Genomic DNA, 20,268 nt, shown 5'->3' with positions numbered 1-20,268 from the left:
CGTCATGCGGGCTCCGGATCGGGCCGTAAGATCGGCCCGGCTCGGAGCGCCGGTGCTGCCGAGTTCTCAGACCGCCGGAAGCAGGTCCGGGTACTCCTCCAGCCAGGCCTCGACGGCCTCGGGCTCCTTGCCCTCACCGAACTCGTTGACCACCTTGTCCTCCAGGTTGCCGTACTCCTCGTCGGTGAGCTTGATCTGGCTGATGAAGTCGGCGGCCTCGGGGAACTCCTCCTCGAAGCCGGTGCGGCCCAGGAAGTGCAGCTTCTCGGCCTCGCCGAACAGCCCCTCGGGATCCTCGAGCGCCTTGACCGAGTAGGTCGTGTTGGCCCAGAACGGGGTCCACAGGGTGACGACGATGTCCTCTTCGGCGTTCACGGCGCTCTCCAGCTCCGTGAGCATGCCGGTGGTGGAGGACAGCACCAGCTCGTACTCGCTGTCGAGCCCGTAGCCGGGCATGACCGAGTCCTGGGTGGCGGCGGTCAGACCCGCGCCCGGCTCGATGCCGATGATCTGGCCACCGAAGCGATCGGCCTGGCCCACCAGGTCCTCGATGGAGGAGATGTCCATGTAGTCCGGGACCGAGAGGTTCAGCTTGGCGTTCTCGTAGTAGGAGCCGATGTCCTCGATGTCGCCCTCGTGCTGGTCCATGTACTCCTTGTGGGTGACCTCGGGCCACGCCGAGGGGTACATGTCCACGTCGCCCTGGGCGAGGCCCTGGTAGAGCACGCCGGCTTCGGCGATCTCCGTGTGCTCGATGGTGTAGCCCATCGCGGTGAGGCGGTTCTCCAGCAGGTAGGCCATGCTCAGGCCGTCGGACCAGGAGGGGATGTACCCCATGTTGATGGTGCCGCTGGCGGAGCCGCCGCCGTCGCTGGCGGAGCCACCGTCGGAGTCACCGGAGCCGCCGTCGCTGCTGCCGCCGCAGGCGACCAGGCCGAGCCCCATGAGGCCGGCACTGCCGCCCATCAGAGCTGCACGACGGGAGACGCCGCGGCGGGGGAGGATCAGTCGATTCGTCATGGGTTCATGTCCTTTCGGAGGGGTCGTACGGGTGGTCGTGCTCGTCAGGCCGTGCCGGCCCGGCGAGTGCGTGTGGTGCGGATCAGCGTGATCAGCGAGGACGGATGCCCCGCCGGGTTGCCGAGCGCAGCGGTCAGGCGGTCCAGGAAGACCGCCAGGAGCACCACGGAGAGCCCGGCTTCCACGCCGCCCGCGAGATCCTGCGTGGAGACGGCCTGGGTCACCTCCTGGCCGAGACCAGGGGCGGCGACCATGCCGGCGATGACCGCCATGGAAAGCGCCAGCATGATGATCTGGTTGACGCCGGCCATGATGGTGGGAACGGCCAGCGGGAGCTGGATGCCGCGCAGAATCTGCCACGGCGTGGCCCCGAAGGACTCGCCGGCCTCGACGGTCTCCGAGTCGACCTGCCGGATGCCCAGCTCGGTCATGCGCACTCCCGGGGGCAGGGAGAAGATGACCGTCGCGAACAGGCCCGGGGCGTAGCCGAGCGAGAAGAAGATGACGGCCGGGATCAGGTACACGAAGGCCGGCATCGTCTGCATCAGGTCGAGCACCGGGCGCACCAGGGAGCTGACCACATTGTTGGAGGCGGCCAGGACCCCGACGGGAACCGCGATCACCACAGCCACGACTGTGGCGACGATGACCTGTGCCATCAGCTGCATCATCGGTTCCCACAGCTCCAGCGAGAGCACCAGCGTGAAGCCGACCAGGGTGAACACCGCGAAGCGCCAGGAGCGGACCACCAGGGCGATCAGCACACAGGCCAGGATGCCCACCACCGGCGGAACCAGGATCAGCCAGTTGGCCAGGTGCTCGATCGGGAACTCCATGGCCGTCGTCAGGCCATCGAAGAACCACGCGAAGGTGGCCTTGAACCACAGCAGGAAGGTCTCGACCCAGTCGCCGACGGGGATGTGGGGGATGAGGCTCTCGTCGTCCGCGTTCATCGCGTCTCACCTCCGTGGGCCAGGTCGTCGGGTCCGCTCGTGGCGGCGGGGTCCGGGGGCGGGTCGGTCCCGTCCGGAGGTGTGCCGGCACCATCGGGGGGAGGCACCGGGGTCGCGGTCGCCGCTGCGACCTCGTGACTCGTACCGTTCGCCTCGCCGGCGGCGGTCAGGAGGGTGACCCGCGGGATGACCCCTGCGAAGTGGCCTTCGTCGTCGACCACGATCAGCGGGCTGTGATGGCGGGCCGAGGTCGCGAACAGTTCCGCCAGCGAGCTGTCGTGCTGGACGATGGGCATCGTGTGTTCGCTCGACCAGGGAAGCTCGTCCTGGCCCTCGCGTACGGCGCGGGCGACGTCGTCCTCCCACAGCACGCCGGCGGGCGTGCGGTCGCGCTTGAGCACCACGAGCCACGAGTTCTGCGTCTGTCGCAGCAGCTTGTGGGCGGTGCGCGGACCCTGGGCGGCGCCGAGCGTCTCGGGCGGCTGCTCCATGATCGTCGACGCGGTCAGCACGCGGGAGCGGTCGACATCCTGGATGAAGCGGGCGACGTAGTCGTTCGCGGGCTCGTTGAGGATCTCGTCGGAGGTTCCCACCTGTTCGATGCGGCCGTCGCGCATCATGGCGATGCGATCGCCGATGCGCATGGCCTCGTTGAGGTCGTGGGTGATGAACAGGACCGTCTTCTCCAGGCGCTGCTGGAGGTCGATGAGCTGGTCCTGCATGTCGCGACGGATCAGCGGGTCGAGGGCACTGAAAGCCTCGTCCATGAGCATGATGTCGGTCCCGGCGGCCAGAGCGCGGGCCAGGCCGACGCGCTGCTGCATGCCGCCGGAGAGGGCGCTGGGCTTGTACCCGCCCCAGCCCTTCAGGCCGACCATCTCGAGGGCCTCGGCGGCCTTGGCCTCACGGTCCTTGCGGTTCACCCCGCTGACCTCGAGACCGTAGGCGGCGTTCTCCCCGACGGTCCGGTGGGGGAACAGCGCGAAGTGCTGGAAGACCATGGAGATGCGGTTGCGCCGCACCTCACGGACCTCGGCCGGGCTGAGGGAGGTCAGGTTTCGGTCGCCGATATACAGCTCGCCGGCGCTCGCCGGGAGCAGGCCGTTGACCATTCGGATCAGCGTGGACTTGCCCGAGCCGGACAAGCCCATGACGACGAAGATCTCGCCGGGCTCGACGCTGAAGCTGGCATCGATGACGGCGGCGGTGAGGCCCTGGTTGCGCAGTTCGTCGCGGCTTCCGCCCTTGCGGAGCTCGTCGACTCCCCGCGCGGGGCGACGTCCGAAGATCTTGTACAGACCGTCGGCGGTAATTGCTGGCACGCAGGCTCCTTCATGGAAGTTCGGGTGGCGGGCCGGGGTGGCGATCCGGGTCCCGTGTATCCCCCACGTCACAGGACGCCGGCATCGCAGGACGCCGACCCGACAAGTCATCCTCACAAGCGGCCCGGCGTACGGCAAACGGTTCTTTATCAGGAATGGGGTCGGCAGAGCTTGTGAAAGGCCTGTTCAGGGCCGGTAGACAGCCGTAGGTGCGGCCGGCGCGAAGCTCGGAAGGTCCCGTTGGCCTGGAGCGATGCCGCGTCCAGCGGTGCCGGCCCGGGGACAACCGGATTGTCGGACGATCCGGACATAACTATTCGGTCACGCGGGTGTCGTGGGTCCCAGAACGGCGGGCTCGTCGGGACCGGAAGGTCACGGGCATGTTTCGGCGGAGAACGACGAGTCGGGCCGGACGGGCGCGCAGACGCCCTCGGGCGGCGTGATGCGAAGGCGCGGGCGCAGATACGCAGATACCCGGCCGCGGAGGGTCAGGCGCGGAGGGTCAGGCGCGGAGGGTCAGGCGCGGAGGGTCAGGCGCGGAGGGGGAGCGTCTCGGCGAGGAAGTCGACGGTCTGCTGCCAGGCCGCGTCGGAGGCCTGCGCGTGGTGGACGAACGGGTGCGGGTTGTCGAAGGCGTGCCCCGCTCCCTCGTGCAGTTCGAACCGCACCTGCTCGCGGGTGCCGCCGGCGGTGACGGCGTGGCGGATCTGCTCGACGGTCTCGGGCGGGATGAAGTCGTCTGCCGTGCCGAAGTGGTGCAGGCTCGGCATGGTGACCTCGCCCGCGCGATCCAGCAGGGAGGGCAGGGCCGAGCCGTAGTAGCTGACCAGCGTCGTGGGCGGGCGGTCCTCCTCGGCGGCGGACGCCGCAGCGGCGAAGGCCAGGCCGCCGCCGTAGCAGAAGCCCAGCAGCCCCACCCGTTCGGAGTCCACCGCGCCGTGCGCACGCAGCGCGCCCAGGGCGGCGATGGCGTCGGCCTCGGCTCGCTCCCAGGGCAGCTGCTGGGTCAGGGTCATGGCCTCGCCGAGCCAGGACTCCGCGTCCTCCCAGTCGTCGATGCCGACGATCGGCGGATCGAGGCGGGCGAAGAGCTGCGGGGCCAGCACCGCATAGCCGAGCGCGGCGAGATCTGCGCAGCGCCGCTGGATGTAGTCGGAGACGCCGAAGATCTCCTGCAGCACCACGAGGCCGGGCACCGGCTCCTCGCGGTGCTCGGGCAGCCAGAGCAGTCCGGGCAGGTCGCCGGCATCGGTGGGGATGGGCAGTGTGGTCGCGCTCACGCGATGACTGTATCGCGAGGGGCGCCGGTCACTCACTCGCCCTGCGGCCTCCCCCGCTCGGCCGCACGGCCTGGCCGCGATGCTCGGCCGCTCCGCTGGACGACGGTCACAGGGTCTCGATGCCCACCAGCAGGCCCTGGTCGTTGCCGGCGAATGCCCCGGGCGCCACCTCCAGCTCCCACTGATCGCCGCCGGCGGTGGTCGCGGTGCAGGCCACCGGTTCGAAGGTCGCGAAGGAGAGGCCGTCCTGGCAGGTCACGTCCTCCCAGTCGGCGTAGTCGACGGGAACGTAAGCATTCGGGGAGGTGAGTACCTCCAGCGTGTACTGCGCGAGCTGCTCGGAATCCAGGTCCTCGGCCCCGAACGTCGAGCTGACGCCGAGGCCGGTGAGGGACACGGTCTCCTCCAGCAGGACCTCGGCCGGCCCGGTCAGGGCGCCGCCGGTGGTGAACAGGATCGCGACCCTGCTGCCGGCGGTGAAGTCCTCCTCGGACGGGATCCGCACCGAGTGCGCCGTCCATTCCTGGTCGGGGTCGGGAGAGTCGACGCTCGCCGGGCCCATGCACGATGCGGTGGCGCCCGGGCTGAGCGTGAGCTCGGAGTCGCACTCGGCCATCCCGCCGAGGGGCCCGGTCAGCAGGGCGGCCAGCTGGTCGGGGCTGCGCACGAGATCGCCCTCACCGGGCTCCTCGGGTCCCAGATCGGTGACGAGCACGAGACGGGTCTCAGGCTCCGTCGGCTCCGTCGCCTCGTCCTCGTCGCCCGCATCCAACCCATCGTTCTGTTCGGACCCCTCGTCCGAGTCCCCGTCCCCCTGCTCGTCGCCGGTGGCGGCGCCCCCGCCGTCGCTGCTGTTCTGCCCGGCTCCCTGCCCTTCCCCCTGATCTGATGTCTCGGACGGTGTCCCCGCGCTGCCCTCCCCGTCGGCTCCGGCGCTCGTGCTGCAGGCCGACGCGGACAGCAGTGCCGCCCCCGCGGCGACGGTCAGTACGGTGGGGGCCCGGCGTGCGGTGCTCGTGATGGGCATGGCGTCCTCTCCGCCGACTGCGGGAGACGGTTGTCCGTCGTGGATCCGCGTCGATGCGTTGCCGCTCACACCGTGGCATCAGGTCAAGGGAAGATCAAGAGAATGCCAAGGAATTACAGGCTTATGAGTGTGAAGATCCTGTGTGCCCCTGTCTCGGCCCCTGCTAGAGTCGCCGACCAGTGACGTGGGGTGCCGTCGAGAAGCGGCGGCTGAGAGCACACCCGTCGAACCTGCCCTGGTCTGCACCTGCGAAGGGATCGTCACCGATGACTACGAGCACGCCCGAGAACCGGCTGCGCAGCGCCCTCGAGGCGCTCAGCGGGCACAGCCCGCTCGTCCACTGCATCACCAACACCGTCGTCCAGCAGATCACCGCCGACGTCCTGCTGGCCATCGGGGCCGCCCCCGCAATGGTGGACCACGCGCAGGAGGCGCCGGTCTTCGCCGCTGCGGCCGACGCACTGCTGGTGAACACCGGCACCGTGGCCGAGGGGCAGGTGCAGGCGATGCCCGCCGCCGCCCGCGCCGCCCGCGACGCCGGACGGCCCTGGGTGCTCGACCCGGTCGCCGTCGGCTCGCTGCCCGTCCGCACCCCGCTGGCGCACGAACTGCTGACCCTCGGGCCCGCCGCCGTCCGCGGCAACGCCTCCGAGATCGCCGCGCTCGCCGGCACCGGCGGGGGAGGGCGCGGCGTCGATTCCACCGACACGGTCGAGGCGGTGCTCGACGCCGCCCGCGACCTCTCCGCCCGCACCGGTGCCGTGGTCGCGGTCTCCGGGGAGCGCGACGCGATCGTCTCCGCGGGTCGCACCACAGTGCTGACCAGCGGCGACGCCCTGCTCGCGCGAGTGATCGGTACCGGCTGCGCGCTCGGCGCGACCTGCGCCGCCCTCCTGGGCTCAAGTCGCGACACCGACCTCACCCCCCACGACGCGGTGCTCGCCGCACATGCCCTGCACGGCGCCGCCGGAACCCTCGCCGCGCGCGGGGCGCAGGGAGTCGGGTCCTTCGCCGTCGGCTGGCTCGATGCGCTGGACACCCTCACGCCCGCCGACGTGCTCGAGCTCGTGGGTCTTCAGGAGCAGGCGGCCCCGGCGTGATCCGGCCGTCCCTGCGCACCGCCCATGCGGCCGACTTCTCGTTGTACCACGTCACCGACTCGGCGCTGTCCGGCGGGATCGACGCGGTGCCCGGCGTGGTCCTCGCCGCCGTCCGCGGCGGAGCGGGCGCGATCCAGCTGCGGGACAAGGACGCCTCCGACGCCGACCTGCTCGAGCTGGTCCGCGCATGCCGGGAACGCCTGGCGAGCGAGCTCGGCCCTCGCGCCCAGGAGGTGCCCTTGTTCGTCAACGACCGTCTTGGTGTGGCCGAGGCCGCGCGGTGCCACCTCCACGTGGGCCAGAGCGACGTCGCCGCGGCCGCTGCCCGCGAGGTGCTCGGGGAGGAGCTGATGATCGGCCTCTCCGCCGGCACCGCCGGCCAGGTGCGCGCCGCGCTCGCCGAGGACACGGCCGACGTGCTGGGCATCGGCCCGATCCGCGCGACCGCCACCAAGGCCGATGCCGCGCCGCCGCTCGGCCTGGAGGGACTGGGGGAGTGCCTGGACCCGTGGCGGCAGGCACGGCACGTATCGGCCGCCTCAGCTCCGCTGGCCGTCGCCATCGGCGGCATCGACCATCGCCTCGCCCCGGAGATCGCGGCCACCGGTGTGGACGGTCTCTGCGTGGTCTCGGCCATCGCCGCGGCACCCGACCCCGCTGCGGCCGCCGGCCGACTCCGAGAAGCCATCGACCAGGGCCGCTCATCCAGCAGGCCGTGACCACCCGTCCGCGGACCCCGGCTCCCCACCGGCCCGGCTCCGCAGCACACCCCAGGAGGACCGCCCCATGCGACCACCGACAGCACTGACCATCGCCGGCTCCGACCCCAGCGGCGGCGCCGGCTTCCAGGCCGACCTGAAGACGTTCACGGCACTCGGCGTCTACGGCACCACCGCGATCACCGCCGTGATCGCGCAGAACACCCGCGGCGTGCAGTCCGTGACGCCGATGACCGCCGAGGACGTCCAGTCGCAGCTGACCAGCGTGCTGGATGACATCCCGCTGGACGCCACCAAGCTGGGGATGCTCACCTCCGCCGAGGTCGTCGCCGCCGTCGCCGAGACCATGGCCGCGCGAGCCGGCCAGTTCGGCACCGTCGTGCTCGACCCGGTCATGGTCGCCACCAGCGGCGATGAACTGCTGCCCCGGCAGGCGGCACAGAACCTGCGCGAACTGCTGCTGCCGCTGGTGCACGTGATCACGCCGAACCTGCCCGAAGCGGCGAAGCTGCTGGATGCGGAGGTCGCCCCCGATGTCGAGACCATGCAGGAGCAGGCCGTGCGGCTGCAGCAGCTGGGTCCCGCCGTCGTGGTCCTCAAGGGCGGACACCACGATGACGACGAGGTCTTCGACGTCGTCGCTCACCCCGGCGGCGTGGACCTGCTGCGGGCCGAGCGCGTGCGCACCCGCGCCACCCACGGCACCGGGTGCACGCTCTCCGCGGCGATCGCCGCGCAGTACGCGCGCATCGCGATGGTCCGCTCAGCGGGGCCCGACGCACTGGGTGCGCTCGCCGCCACCATGGACGCCTCGCACGAGAGGATCGGCGAATCCGAAGCAGGAGACGACCTGGCCGCGGTCGGCGCGGGGCGTGACTTCCTGCAGCGGGCGCTGATCGGCGGCGCCGCCTATGACCTCTCGTTCGCGCCGGAGCAGGGGCACGGCCCGGTCGACCATCTGGTCACCGTGGCGCGCCGGGAGCCGGGCGGGCACACGGCGAGTGCCTGAGCGCTCGGCCGCTGACCGGGCCGCCGCTGACCGGGCCGCCGCTGACCGGACCCGACCGAAAAACGTTCCCGCGGGAACGTTCTCCGGCTGGTGGTCTCAGGCGGAGCGAGCGGAGAGGTGGCGGGAGCTGACCGCGAGGGGGCCGGTGGCCTCCACCAGGCCGGTCAGGGTCTCGTCCCTCTCCCGCGCGAAGATCTGGGCTTCGTCGGCTGCCGTCTCGGGCTGGAGATCGGGCTCGAGGTAGTCGAAATGCTCGGCTGCGCTGGGGTGTGTGTCGGTGACCTTCATCGGTGCCTCCTGGGGAAGTCAGGCGGTGTTCACCGGCCGTTAGTCGACCAGGTGCGATAAGCATGGCACCACGGGCTCGGATTCCCGGGAAAGACACCTGGGATTTTGGTGGATGGAGGCGGCCTGGGGAGGAACGGTCCGCGGAGCCGGCCCGAGGGGTGGTCCTGGGACGGTGAGCCCTGGCTCGCTCGGTCCTGCTTCGCTCAGTCCTGGCGCGCTCAACCCGCGTGCGGCCGCGCGGTCAGAGCTCGTCGTCCCCGGCGTGCCCGTCGGCCCGGCGGCGGGCACGGTCCTGCGCGGCGTCCTCGATCTCTTCCTGGCTCTTCGAGCCGCGGCGGTCCCGGAATCCGAGGGCGACCCCGAGTGCGGCGCCGAAGATGAATCCGATTCCCGCGCCGAGGAAGAGATTGTTGAAGATGGACAGGCCCACGCCGATCCCCACCGTGAATCCGATGATCATCCCGAAGGGCAGCCAGGTCGCGTCGAAGCGTCGTCTGCTGTCGGCCATCATCCCTCCTCCGGTCAGTGCTGGATCCATGGTCGCCGGCACTCGGGGCGCGGCCTCGGGACCAGCGATCCTCTGAGGCTCCCCAGCCTATCCGGTCGACGGCAGATCACCGAGGTCAGGGCTCCGCGGGGCCGTGTGGATCACGACCGGTCGGTCACCAGGGCAGGGCGTCGGGGACCCGGTCGGCGCCGAGCACATGCTGGTCGCAGAAGGCCAGCACCGTCCGGTTCCAGGCGAGGGCGTTCGAGGGTGTCTGCACCCAGTGGTTCTCGCTGGTCAGCTGCAGGAACCGGTGCGGCATGGTCTCGGGCGGGCCGTCCCAGGTCGAGACCAGGTCCCACCACAGTCGCAGCGCTTCACTAATCGGTACCCGGTAGTCGCGGTTGCCGTGGGTGATGAGCATCGGGGTGGTGATCGCGCCGACGCTGCGGTGCGGGGAGAAGGCGCGGTACCACTGGGGGTCCTCGTCCTCATGGCGGTGCACGCGCATCTTCGAGGCGGCCGCATCGGTGGTGCGGTGCTGCTGCTCCAGCGCCCACAGCCCGGCGTGGGTGACGATCGCGTCGAAGCGGTCCGTGTGCCCGGCGATCCAGTTCGCCATGAACCCGCCGAAGGAGGCGCCCAGCATCGCGGTGCGCGAGCCGTCCAGCTCCGGGCGCGCAAGCTCCTGGTCGAACAGCGCCTCGCACTCGCGGTAGACGACGTCCGGACGGCGCGGCCAACCCCGGTTCAGACCCGTGTCGCCGTACCCGGTCGACATCGCCGGATCGGGCATCAGGACCGCGTAGCCGCGCTCGACGGCCAGCCACGGGCACCACCGCCAACTCCATGCGTTGTAGGAGGCGTGAGGGCCGCCGTGGATCCACAGCATGAACGGCGCGGGGGAGCTGGCCGACGCGGACTCGGGCATGCACAGCCATCCACCGACGGCAACACCGTCGACGTCGGCCTCGACCCACTCCACGGTTCCCGGCAGCCGGCCCACGGCCCCCGGGGCCGGCAGCTCACGCACAGCCGCGTCCACCGCGATCCGCACCGGCCGCGCCGGCGTGGCGATATCACTGCACAGCGCGATGACCGAACCATCGGGCGCCGGAGCGAGCGAGGAGAACACACCGCCGGTCACGAGCTCGCGCACCGCACCGGTCGCAGCATCGACGCTGAGTATTGCGCCCGAGGAGTGCAGGTCCCCGGTGACCAGCAGGGTGCCCTCCGGGGTCCATGCGAACTCGCTGACAGTCAGGTCGCCGGGGTCGACGACGTTCGGATCCCCGCCGCCGAGCGGATGGATCTCGAGGCGGCTGTAGCTGGTGTCCGTCGGGCCGGAGAGCGTCGAGCGGATCAGCGCCAGGCGGGTGCCATCGGGTGAGAAGCGCGGGTCGTGGTACTCGGCGGCGTCGCCGGCCGCGAGCAGCGTGGTGCGCTCGCTCGTCGCGGTGTCGATCAGCACGAGCGACGAGCGGGTCTCCCCGCCCCGGACGCGCTCGGTCCAGGACGTCGCGACCGTCGACCCGTCAGGGGAGAGGTCCGCCGAGGCGGCGTGCAGGGGGAGAGTGCCGGCATCGGGGGTGAGGTCGGTGAGGTCGCCGTCGGGGGAGACGAGCACGAGGTGGCGCTCGGAGTCGCCGAGTTCGTGGTCCCACTGTCGGATGGGCATGCCGGTGTGCCAGATGGTGGTCTGCTCGGCGTCCTGGCGGCTCGACCGACGATCGGCGTCGTCCTCGAGGGTGGCGCCGGGAAGAACACCGGTGGCGGCCAGCAGCGTCCCGTCGTCGGCGATCGCCAGCAGCTCCAGGCCACCCGGGGTGGACGCGACCAGTCGTGCTTCACCGATGCGCGGCAAGCGCCAGATCGCCGCGGAATCCTCGTCGTCCTCGCCGAGGGGGTCGGGGCGAGCCGACGTGAACAGCAACGAGCCATCGGAGGCGAATCTCGGGCCGCGCTCGCCCTTCTCCGAGAAGGTCAGGCGCCGTGCCGGGTGCTCACCGTCCGGATCCAGTTCCCACAGGGAGGAGACGAGCCTCGCGCCGGGCTCGTCGGCCTCCTGGATCGCGGCGACCACCCGTCCGTCCGGGCCGGCGGCGACCGAGCCCAGGCGTGGGATGCGGAGGAAGCCGTCGATGTCGGAGAAGTCGGAGAACGGCTCGGGGGCATCGGCGCTGGTGACAGGAGGCACATCGCCACGCTACCGGAGGCTGCGGAAGAAGTCCGACGGTGGAGCTGTTTCGTCGTGCTCGCAGGAGACTGCGTCGTGCCTCCGGCGCGATTCGAACGCGCGACACCCGCTTTAGGAGAGCGGTGCTCTATCCCCTGAGCTACGGAGGCGGACCGGCCCCGTGGACCGGTGCCCGCATGTGTCGTTGTGTGGCGCGCTGGTCATCGTCACGACACATGGGCCCGGCCATCGTAGCGCCCCGTGGCAGGATCGACCCATGTCGAGGCACCGTCACGAGATCACCGCCACCGTCACCAGTGTGGTACTGGCCGGGGGCAGCTCCTCCCGCCTGGGCGGCGAGGACAAGACCCGTCTGCGCATCGCCGGCGCCCCCGTGCTGGAGCGGGTGCTGCGCGCCGCGCCCATCGGACGGCGCGTCGTCGTCGGGCCGGCGACCGATGACGGTGCCGACCTCGCGGGCCGCCACGGGGCCCACTTCGTCCGCGAGGATCCTCCGGGGTCCGGCCCGCTGGCCGCACTCGCCCGTGGTCTCGGCGAGCTCACGCGCGAGGACGACGGGGAGTCCGGGGTCGACCACATCGGCACCGCCGGCGTACAGACGGTGCTGGTGCTCGGCGGGGACATGCCGTTGCTGCGCCCCGAGACCCTCTCCGCCCTGTGTGCGGACAGCGCGGCCACCGGGCGCGTGGCGGCGCTCGCCGACGGCGACGACCGCACCCAGTACCTGTGCGCCGCCTGGCCCCTGGCCAGGCTGCTCGACGCCCTGGCCGCGGTGGAGAACCCGGAGGGCGGCTGGGCGGACGGCAGCCTGCGCAGCCTGTACGCGCAGCTGGGGGAGGGCGAGCTGACGACCCGCGCCGCCATCGGAGCGGAGGCGACCGACGTGGACACCCCCGAGTCTCTCGCCGAGGCGCGTCGCGCCGCCGGCCTGCGCATCGCTCTGGCGCAGATCACCGTCAGTGAGGAGTTCGAGACGACGGCACTCACGGTCCGCCGCGCGGTCGCCGACGCCGCAGCCGCCGGGGCCCACTTGGTGCTGCTGCCCGAGGCGACCCTGACCCCGTTCGGCACGGACCTGCGTCGCGCCGCGGAGGCCCATCACGATGCCTTCGAGTCCCTCCTCCAGGAGCTGGCCGACCAGCACGCCCTCGTCGTCGCGGCGGGGTCCTTCACCACCGCCGACGCCGACCGTGTGCACAACACGGTCATCGTCCGCGGTCCTGCTCCGATCCATCTCGAGTACCGCAAGATCCACCTCTTCGATGCCTACGGCCACCGCGAGTCCGACACCGTCGCTCCCGGCCGCGAACTCGTGACGATCGACCTCCATGGCACCCGCCTGGGCCTTGCCACCTGCTATGACGTGCGCTTCGCCGAGCAGTTCACGGCCCTGGCCCGTCGCGGCGCCGAGGCGATCCTGCTTCCGCTGGCGTGGGCCGACGGGCCCGGCAAGAGCGAACAGCTGCGGCTGCTGCTGCAGGCCCGTGCGCTGGACTCGACCAGCGTCGTCCTCGCCGCCGACCAGACACCTCCGGCGGACTACGCAGGCCGTGCGGCCCGTGGGATCGGCCAGAGCGCCGTCATCGGCCCCCTCGGTCAGATCCGGCAGGAGCTCGGGCGACAGGAGGGCATGCTCGTGGTCGATCTCGACCTGGCGGAGATCGCCGCCGCCCGCGCCGCCCTGCCGGTCCTGGAGCACGCTGCGGACCTCCCGCCCGCGTGAGCGCGCCCGGCACGTGTGATCGAGGGCACGCTCGGGCTCTCAGAGCTCAGGCGTAGCCTGCTCCCGTGATTTCTCGAGCATCCCGCGACCTGCACACCGTCCCCGCCGCGCTGATCGGGCTGGCCGCCGCCGTGATAGTGGCTCTCACGCTGCTGCCCGCGCCGGCGCACGCGCACGACACGCTGATCTCCACGGATCCGGCCGACGGGGACACGCTGGAGGCCTCGCCCGATGACATCACGCTGACCTTCTCCGCCGACGTGCTCGAGGTGAGCCCCGTCGTCCGCATCAGCGACGAGTCCGGCGAGACCCTGAGCGAGATCACGCCGAGCGTCGAGGGGCCGACCGCGACGGCGGAGCTCGAGGAGCCGCTGCCGGCCGGCACGTACACGGTCGAGTGGCGGGTCGTCTCCTCGGACGGCCACCCGATCGAGGGCACCTTCGACATCACCGTCGAGCAGGACACCGACGCCGGCGCGGCCGCCGATCCCGCGGCCAGCGACGGTGGCGGCCAGTCGAGCGACGGGGGAGAAGCCGCGTCCAGCGACGCCGGAGGAGCCGCGCAGAGCGATGCCGGCGGGGCCGAGCAGTCCAGCGCAGCATCCCAGGAGGAGCCCGCCGATCAGAACGGGTCGATGATGCCGTGGCTGCTCGGGATCGTCGGTGTCGCCGTCGTCGGCGTGGCCATCGCGGCGTTCTTCACCCTGCGCAAGCGGTCCTGAGGGGGCGTGCGCCGGACGGGAGCGGGGCAGGAGCCGCCCGTCTCCGAGTGATACCGCCCGCGAACGTCTCGATCCCGCGCACGGGCCCCCGCGCATGAAGGAGCCCCCGGTGCCGCAGCACCGGGGGCTCCTAGATCACGACGGGACGGTGATCAGTTCCCGCCCTGGTTCTCGTCGCCGCCGAGGCCCAGCTGATCGCGGGCGGCGTCGGCCCCGCTGTCGACCTGCTCGTCGAACTGATCCGGAGTGCGCTCCTTGATCTGCTCGGCCGCCGCGTCGATACCCTGCTCGGCCTGCTCGGAGTTCTCGCCGGCGAAGTCCTTCGCCTTGTTCAGCGCGTCATCGAAACCCATGATGGTCACCCTTTCGTTCGCGGAACCGCCCCACATCCGGGGCGACGCGGTCAACCTACGTCGCTGTGAAGCGTGACTCAAACGTGACCTTCAAACTGGCCGCGAACTGACCGGTTCTGCCCGAATAACCCCCTCACCGGGACGAGGTGAGCAACAATGGATGCGTGAATCTGCGCAGCTCGCCGGCGGACGGACCCTCCACCCCCTCGGAGCGTCCCCCGCTGCCCAAGGACCGGTCCGCCCGCTGGGACCACGTGCTGAATCTGCTCGCCTCCAGCAAGCGGCTGAGCGTCTCGGAGGTCGCCGCCGAGCTCGGGATCAGCGAATCCACGGTGCGCCGCGACTTCATGGAGATGGAGCGCGCCCAGCTCGTGCGTCGCACCCACGGCGGGATCGTGGCGATCGACGTCGCCTACTCTCTCGCCACCGTCCCCCGGGCCACGGACGAGAACTCGGCGCAGCGCGAAGCGGTGGCCGACTTCGCCGCGTCCCTGGTCGAGCCGGGTCAGATCATCGGCTTCAACGGCGGGCGCACCACCACGGCGACCTCCCGCCGCGCCGTCGCCCGTCCCGACATCGACTCCCGGGACGGCAGCCCGGGCCTGACGGTCGTCTGCGCGGCGCTGAACATCGCCACCGAGGCGGTGCTGCGGCCCTCCGTGCGCACCGTCGTCCTCGGCGGGGTCGCCGAGCCCTACTCCTTCGAGCTGACGGGCCCGCTGGCCACGGCGACCATGCGGGACCTGTGGCTGGACACGATGTTCGTCGGCACCGTCGGGCTCGACATCGATGCCGGTCTGACCTGCAACTCCGACTCGGAGGCCGGCGTCACCCGGATCATGATCGGCCACTCCCGGCGGGTCGTGGGGCTTGCGACGGCCGACAAGATCGGCCACCGCGCCCTCGCCGGCATCTGCCCGGTCTCGGTGCTGACCGACCTGATCATCGCCGGGCCGGTCCCGGACGAGCTGCGAGCCCATCTCGCCGAGGCCTCGGTGCGGCTGCACGAGGTGTGAACCGGCCAGGGCCCGGCCGGACCCGCCGGCCGATGCCGGGGCGCGGGCCGATGTGAGCAGGACCAGCGATGCGCCCGGCACGCCTGCGCGAGCGGAGGCCCCTGTCCCGGTAGCGTGAGCAACCATGTGGAGACTCCTGCGCGGCAAGAACCGCCCGGACGGCACGGCACAGGACGCGGATCCCCGCGACGACGCCCTGTCGGCCCTGGCTCGCGAGCATCGGGCCGCCGCGAAGCCCGCCCGCAGCGGCGACGACCGGCCGGAGACCGCCGCCTCCCGCCGTTCCCAGCGCACCGCATCGGCGAGCACCCAGGACAGGCCCGAGAGCACCGGCGGCGTGGACATCGTCGTGGATCGGCACCTCGAGGAGGTCGGGGCCGGGATCGCGCCCGAGCAGGACGAGGACGACCTGCCCGCTCCGCCGCGCGAGCATCGTCCGCTCAGCCGGGACGACCTGGTCGCCGACGCCCTGGACCGTTGGGCCCAGCAGATCACCGGCGGCGTCACCGCGCCCTCGTTCCTGACCCAGATCCGGGCCGGTGCGACCGTCCTGGACCTCAGCCACTCCCACCCCTCGGGCCTCGCCCAGCTGCTCGCCGGTCGCGGCCCGACCCGACTGTCCTCCCTGGTCCGCGAGGTCGGCGCCCTGGCCGACGCCCGTGCGCACGCCCGGACCATCCGCGAGGTGGCCGAGCGCCACGCGGAAGAGGTGGGCCTGACCACCTGCCATCTCGGCATCGGAGAGGCCACCTGGATCCCGGAGGACGGCTCCGAGCCGATCCACGCTCCCGTCCTGGTGCGCCCCATCACCCTGCGCCTGCGCGGCAACGCCCGCGAGGACGTCGACCTCGAGGTGGACACCACCGCCGACCTGAACCCGGTGCTGCTGCGCTCCCTGCGCGAGGCCGGCGTCGCCGTCGACGCCCGCGCACTGTTGGCGACCACCGACAGCACGCACGGCTTCGACCCCAATCCGGTGCTGGACGCCTTCCGCTCCCTCGGCCAGCCGCTGCCCGGCTTCCGCGTCACCCACGCTCTCGTGGTCGGCAATCTCATGGACGCCGCCGGGTCGGTCGCCGAGGACCTCGCCATCGATCGCAGCGACTGGTCGTCCTCCCCGCTGATCGCCGCGCTCGCCGGTGACGCCGAGGCCCAGGCCGTGGTGCGCCCCGATCCGGGCGAGCGTGACGGCGACGAAGCAGCCCACGCCGGCCGCGCAGACACTTCAGGCACCGCGGACACCGCGGATCACGCCGTTCCCGAAGTCCCCGAGGACGAACTGGTCGCGGCGGTGGACCCCGACCATCGCAAGGTGCTCGCTCGGGTGCTCGCCGGCCAGGACCTCGCTGTGGCGACACCGCCGGGAACCGGCAGCCTCGACCTCGTCGTCGACCTCGCCGAGGAGCTCAACGCCCGCGGCCGCAGCGTGCTGGTGGTCTCCCAGCGCCGCCGCAATCTGGCCCAGCTGGTCCAGCTCGCGCGCGGGCGAGGGCTGGAGGAGCTCGTCTTCGATCTCTCCCCGGACCCGTCGCTGCAGCGCAACGCCTCCGCTGCGCTGCTGCGCAGCCTGCGACGCGCCGGCTCCCACGGTCTGGGCGCCGGTGACACCGCCCCGGCGGAACTGGGCGAGACGCGCGAGACCCTGGTCGGCCACGTGGAGGCGATGCATCGCATCCAGCACCCGTGGGGAGCCTCCGCCCACGACGCGATCTCCGCGCTCGCCGCCCTCACCCGGCTGCGTCCGGCGCCCCGCACGCAGGTGCGCCTGCGCGCCGATGTCGCGGCCCAGATGGTCGGCGCCGACCGTGATCGCTTCGCGGCTGCTCTGCGCGAGGCCGCAGAGGTCGGGATCCTCTCCAGCGGGCCGGAGGAGTCCGCCTGGTACGGCGCGCCCATCAGCTCGGACACGCAGGCCGCCCGCGCCGAGGAGCTCGTCTCTGTGCTGCGCGAGGAGATCCTGCCGCAGCTGCGCAAGGCGTGCGACGTGACCGGCGGGAAGCTCGGCCTCGCCGAGCCCACCAGCCTCCGGCAGCTGACCCAGCGGCTGAGCCTGCTGGACCGTGTGCAGGCACTGCTGTCGACCTTCCAGGCCGCGGTGTTCGTCTCCCCGCTGGCCGATCTCGAAGCTGCGACAGCCGACAAGACCTGGCGCATCGAGCACGGCGTGACCATGGGGTGGGGCACGCGGCGCCGACTGCGCAAGGAGGCCGCCTCCCTGCAGCGGCCCTCCTCCCTGTCCCCGGACCTCCACCGCGACCTCACCGAGGCCCGCCGCGTCGCCGAGGACTGGCGGCGGGTCACGGCTGAGCGCGAGGCCGACAGCGGATCGAGCGCTGCCGCCTCCGCCTCGTCGGCCCCGCAGTCGCCGTCGGACGCCGACTCGCCCTCGGATGCCGTCTCGCCCGCCGGCTCGGCCTCGTCCGCGGGCCCCAGGCGGTCCCCGTCGGCCCCCAGCTCCAAGCCGTCCCTCCCGCCGGACCTCGCCGCCGTGCACCGCACCGCGGACCGCGCCCAGAAGGTGCTCGACGAGCTGGCGGTGCTGCTGGATGGCACGGAGGCCGGCAGCGACCTCGCCCGCACCGACCTCGACGAGCTCGAGCGCCGCTTCGAGGCGCTGCACCGCGACCGTGCAGATCTCGAGAATCTGCCGCGCCGCACCGAGCTGCTGCGGCGCCTGTCCTTCGACGGGCTCGGCGAGCTGGTCGAGGACCTCCGCATGCGGCGCGTGCCGATCGACCAGGTCGAGGCGGAGCTGGAGCTGTGCTGGTGGCGCACCGTGCTGGAACTGATCGCCGGGGCAGAGCCCACCATCTCCCAGTACGACGGCACCTCGCTCTCGCAGGTCGCCGAACGCTTCCGGCGCCTGGATGCCGAATACCTCGCCAGCGCCTCCGCACGGGTCCACGCCGCGGCCGACGAGGCCCGCGTGGAGACCATGAAGACCTACCCGGACACCTCCCGCGCGGCGATCGCGGAGCTGGCCCGCTCCTCGACCGTCTCGATCCGCGACCTGGCCGCGAAATACGAGGACATCCTCTTCGCCGCCCGGCCCACCTGGCTGGCCTCCCCGTACCTGGTCCCGCAGGTGATCCCGCGCGGCCGCCACTTCGACGTGGTGATCGTGGCCGACGGCGGCCGCCTGCCCACCGCCGCCGCCCTGCCCTCGATCGTCCGCGCCGAACAGACCGTCGTCGTCGGCGATCCGCTCGAGTACGGCGGCGACGGCGCTCCCAGCCTGCTGGACGACATGCTGCGCATCGCCCCGCACGTCGAGCTGCTGCGCGACAAGCACCCGGCCACCGACGGGCTGCGCACCTTCGCCCAGCGCCGAGCCCTGGTGGGCGAGGTGGTCGCCGTGCCCAGCCCCATCGCCCCCGAGCAGGACCGCCTGGTGCGGGTGGAGAACGGCCGAGGCGCGGTCACCGAGGGCATGGAGTACGTCGAGAGCACCGAGGCCGAGCTGCGCCGCGTGACCGACCTCGTCATCGAGCACGCCCGCACCCGTCCCGAGCGCTCCCTCGCGGTGCTCACGTTCACCGAGGACCATGCCCGGCGCCTGATGGATCGCATCATGAACACGGTCTCGGTGATCCCCGCGCTGCGGGACTACTTCGACCCCGGCGCCCGCGAGGTGTTCACGGTGCTGCCCGCCGCCCAGGCGACCTCGATCCTGCGCGACGACATCATCGTCTCGGTCGGGTTCGGCAAGACGCCGCACGGCCGGCTCCTGCACCGCTTCGGTCCCCTGTCCGAGCCCGACGGCCGCAAGGCCCTGGCCACGGTCATCACCCGCGCCCGCGGCCGCACCACCGTCGTCTCCTCGATCGACGTCCAGGACCTCGACCACACCCGCCTGCGCAGCGAAGGCGCCCGCGACCTGCGGGCGATGCTGTGGGTGCTGCGCGGCGGGCCCGACGTCCCCGTGCTGCCCCACGTCGCGGCGCTGACCGGGCGCGAGGAGCTCAGCGCCCCGCCGGAGACCGAGGCACCGCGCCGATCGCCGGCCGCCCCGGGCGAGGACGCCGAGGACACCGCCGCCGCACGTGGCGCCTCGCCGGCATCGGCCGCTCAGACATCCGGCAGCAGCCCCGAATCGGAACTGTCGGACGAGGACCTCGACGCGGCCATCGAGGCGGCCCTGGCCCGGAAGTCCGCTGATTCCGCGGGTGGCGGCGACACGGAGATACAGCCGAGCGCAGCCGATGCCGCGGAGGCGGGAGCTCCCTCACCGAGCGATCCTTTGCCGGTCGGCGAACAGGGCGTCGAGGATGACCGGGCCGGCGGCACGGCGACCACCGCGGCGGTGACGGACCTTGATGCATCAGGGGACGCAGCGCCCGGTCCCGATGCCGAGGCGACCGCCCAGGCCGACCAGGGCGCGCAGGCCGACGAGGCTGCGGAGCCCGCCGCCCCGCGCGAGCTGGAGACCGACGCACTCGTGCGCGACCTCGCCGACCGTCTGTGGCGACTGGGACTGCTGGTCGAGAGCAACTTCGGCCTGACCTCGGACCGCATCGAGCTCGCCCTGGGGCACCCCGAGATGCCCGGCCGCCTCCTGCTCGCGGTGGACACCGACGGCGCCCGCTACGTGGCCACCTCCAGCCAGCGCGAGCGTGACCGTCTGCGCGCCGAACGCCTCGAGGCCGCCGGCTGGGCGACCGAGCGGGTGTGGTCATGGGCGCTGTTCATCGATCCCGACGGGGAGGCCGAACGCATCCGCCGCGCGGTGGACCGGGCCCTGCGACTGGTCCAGGCCGAGGAGCGCTCCGATTCGCCCAGCGGCGTCGGCACCATCCGCCATCGCCTGCCGCGCCCGCAGATCCCCGCCGGGCATCCGCTGTCCTTCTACTCCAGCGAGGATTTCGACGCCGTGGTGGAGTACATCTGCTCCGACGGCCGGGCCCGCCTCGAGGAGCACCTGGCCACCGAGGTGCGCAGCTTCCTCGGCTTCGAGCACCGCTCCGTGCTGCTGGACGTGTCGGTCTCCAGCGCGATCCGCCGCTACCAGGAACGGCAATGACCCACCGGGAGCGGCGATGAGCCAGCAGGAAC

General features: G+C 72.1%; 16 protein-coding genes, 1 tRNA gene and 1 riboswitch. Of the genes, 7 read left to right on the top strand and 10 right to left on the bottom strand.

What is annotated here, in order from left to right; genetic code table 11:
* Window positions 1-66 precede the first annotated feature (66 nt).
* From ACFQRJ_RS06565 to ACFQRJ_RS06545, 5 genes are all read right to left on the bottom strand, one after another.
* Window positions 67-1,020, bottom strand: a complete 954-nt coding sequence (locus ACFQRJ_RS06565) for a glycine betaine ABC transporter substrate-binding protein (protein ID WP_377018185.1) — start codon at window positions 1,018-1,020, stop codon at window positions 67-69.
* A 44-nt stretch (window positions 1,021-1,064) separates the two neighbouring features.
* On the bottom strand, window positions 1,065-1,973 hold the full coding sequence (locus ACFQRJ_RS06560; RefSeq protein WP_377018184.1) for an ABC transporter permease: 909 nt from the start codon (window positions 1,971-1,973) through the stop codon (window positions 1,065-1,067).
* Window positions 1,970-3,295, bottom strand: coding sequence for a glycine betaine/L-proline ABC transporter ATP-binding protein (locus tag ACFQRJ_RS06555; protein ID WP_377018183.1), 1,326 nt, complete (start codon window positions 3,293-3,295; stop codon window positions 1,970-1,972). The genes ACFQRJ_RS06560 and ACFQRJ_RS06555 overlap by 4 nt, the downstream gene beginning before the upstream one ends.
* Before the next feature lie 530 nt (window positions 3,296-3,825).
* On the bottom strand, window positions 3,826-4,575 hold the full coding sequence (locus tag ACFQRJ_RS06550) for a dienelactone hydrolase family protein (RefSeq protein WP_377018182.1): 750 nt from the start codon (window positions 4,573-4,575) through the stop codon (window positions 3,826-3,828).
* Between the two features lie 106 nt (window positions 4,576-4,681).
* On the bottom strand, window positions 4,682-5,602 hold the full coding sequence (locus ACFQRJ_RS06545) for a hypothetical protein (RefSeq protein WP_377018181.1): 921 nt from the start codon (window positions 5,600-5,602) through the stop codon (window positions 4,682-4,684).
* Between the two features lie 175 nt (window positions 5,603-5,777).
* Window positions 5,778-5,877: riboswitch (TPP riboswitch) on the top strand.
* Between ACFQRJ_RS06545 and thiM the strand changes: the two genes are divergently transcribed.
* From thiM to thiD, 3 genes are all read left to right on the top strand, one after another.
* Entirely contained in the window at window positions 5,869-6,702 is an 834-nt protein-coding gene (thiM, locus tag ACFQRJ_RS06540) for a hydroxyethylthiazole kinase (protein ID WP_377018180.1), read from the top strand. (Overlaps the previous riboswitch by 9 nt.)
* A complete protein-coding gene (locus ACFQRJ_RS06535) occupies window positions 6,699-7,421 on the top strand; it encodes a thiamine phosphate synthase (protein ID WP_377018179.1) in 723 nt (240 codons plus the stop codon). The genes thiM and ACFQRJ_RS06535 overlap by 4 nt, the downstream gene beginning before the upstream one ends.
* A 67-nt stretch (window positions 7,422-7,488) precedes the next feature.
* Complete coding sequence (gene thiD / locus ACFQRJ_RS06530) at window positions 7,489-8,430, top strand: bifunctional hydroxymethylpyrimidine kinase/phosphomethylpyrimidine kinase (protein WP_377018178.1); 942 nt, start codon at window positions 7,489-7,491, stop codon at window positions 8,428-8,430.
* A gap of 96 nt (window positions 8,431-8,526) precedes the next feature.
* Here the strand turns inward: thiD and ACFQRJ_RS06525 are convergent, their stop codons facing one another.
* The 4 genes from ACFQRJ_RS06525 to ACFQRJ_RS06510 form a co-directional block, all read right to left on the bottom strand.
* On the bottom strand, window positions 8,527-8,718 hold the full coding sequence (locus ACFQRJ_RS06525; protein WP_377018177.1) for a hypothetical protein: 192 nt from the start codon (window positions 8,716-8,718) through the stop codon (window positions 8,527-8,529).
* A 241-nt stretch (window positions 8,719-8,959) separates the two neighbouring features.
* The gene (locus tag ACFQRJ_RS06520; protein WP_377018176.1) at window positions 8,960-9,226 is read right to left on the bottom strand and encodes a hypothetical protein; all 267 of its coding nucleotides are present in this window, start codon (window positions 9,224-9,226) and stop codon (window positions 8,960-8,962) included.
* Window positions 9,227-9,380: 154 nt separating this feature from the next.
* Window positions 9,381-11,402: a prolyl oligopeptidase family serine peptidase gene (locus ACFQRJ_RS06515; RefSeq protein ID WP_377018175.1), complete on the bottom strand. Its 2,022-nt coding sequence runs from the start codon at window positions 11,400-11,402 to the stop codon at window positions 9,381-9,383.
* A 76-nt stretch (window positions 11,403-11,478) separates the two neighbouring features.
* Window positions 11,479-11,551, bottom strand: a tRNA-Arg gene (locus ACFQRJ_RS06510).
* A 107-nt stretch (window positions 11,552-11,658) separates the two neighbouring features.
* Here ACFQRJ_RS06510 and ACFQRJ_RS06505 point away from each other — a divergent pair.
* Both ACFQRJ_RS06505 and ACFQRJ_RS06500 read left to right on the top strand, forming a co-directional pair.
* Entirely contained in the window at window positions 11,659-13,125 is a 1,467-nt protein-coding gene (locus ACFQRJ_RS06505) for a nitrilase-related carbon-nitrogen hydrolase (RefSeq protein WP_377018174.1), read from the top strand.
* A 65-nt stretch (window positions 13,126-13,190) separates the two neighbouring features.
* A complete protein-coding gene (locus ACFQRJ_RS06500) occupies window positions 13,191-13,847 on the top strand; it encodes a copper resistance protein CopC (protein ID WP_377018173.1) in 657 nt (218 codons plus the stop codon).
* A 152-nt stretch (window positions 13,848-13,999) separates the two neighbouring features.
* Here ACFQRJ_RS06500 and ACFQRJ_RS06495 read toward each other — a convergent pair whose 3' ends face one another.
* Window positions 14,000-14,200, bottom strand: coding sequence for an antitoxin (locus ACFQRJ_RS06495; RefSeq protein WP_377018172.1), 201 nt, complete (start codon window positions 14,198-14,200; stop codon window positions 14,000-14,002).
* Between the two features lie 164 nt (window positions 14,201-14,364).
* Here ACFQRJ_RS06495 and ACFQRJ_RS06490 point away from each other — a divergent pair, with 164 nt between their 5' ends.
* Together ACFQRJ_RS06490 and ACFQRJ_RS06485 are read left to right on the top strand one after the other, a co-directional pair.
* Complete coding sequence (locus tag ACFQRJ_RS06490; protein WP_377018171.1) at window positions 14,365-15,216, top strand: DeoR/GlpR family DNA-binding transcription regulator; 852 nt, start codon at window positions 14,365-14,367, stop codon at window positions 15,214-15,216.
* Between the two features lie 124 nt (window positions 15,217-15,340).
* Entirely contained in the window at window positions 15,341-20,236 is a 4,896-nt protein-coding gene (locus ACFQRJ_RS06485) for a hypothetical protein (RefSeq protein ID WP_377018170.1), read from the top strand.
* The last annotated feature ends 32 nt before the right edge of the window (window positions 20,237-20,268 follow it).

The sequence above is a fragment of the Brachybacterium sp. GCM10030252 genome (assembly GCF_042666535.1).
In the GTDB taxonomy this organism is placed as follows: Bacteria; Actinomycetota; Actinomycetes; order Actinomycetales; family Dermabacteraceae; genus Brachybacterium.
This window is presented reverse-complemented; position numbering and strand designations above follow the sequence as displayed.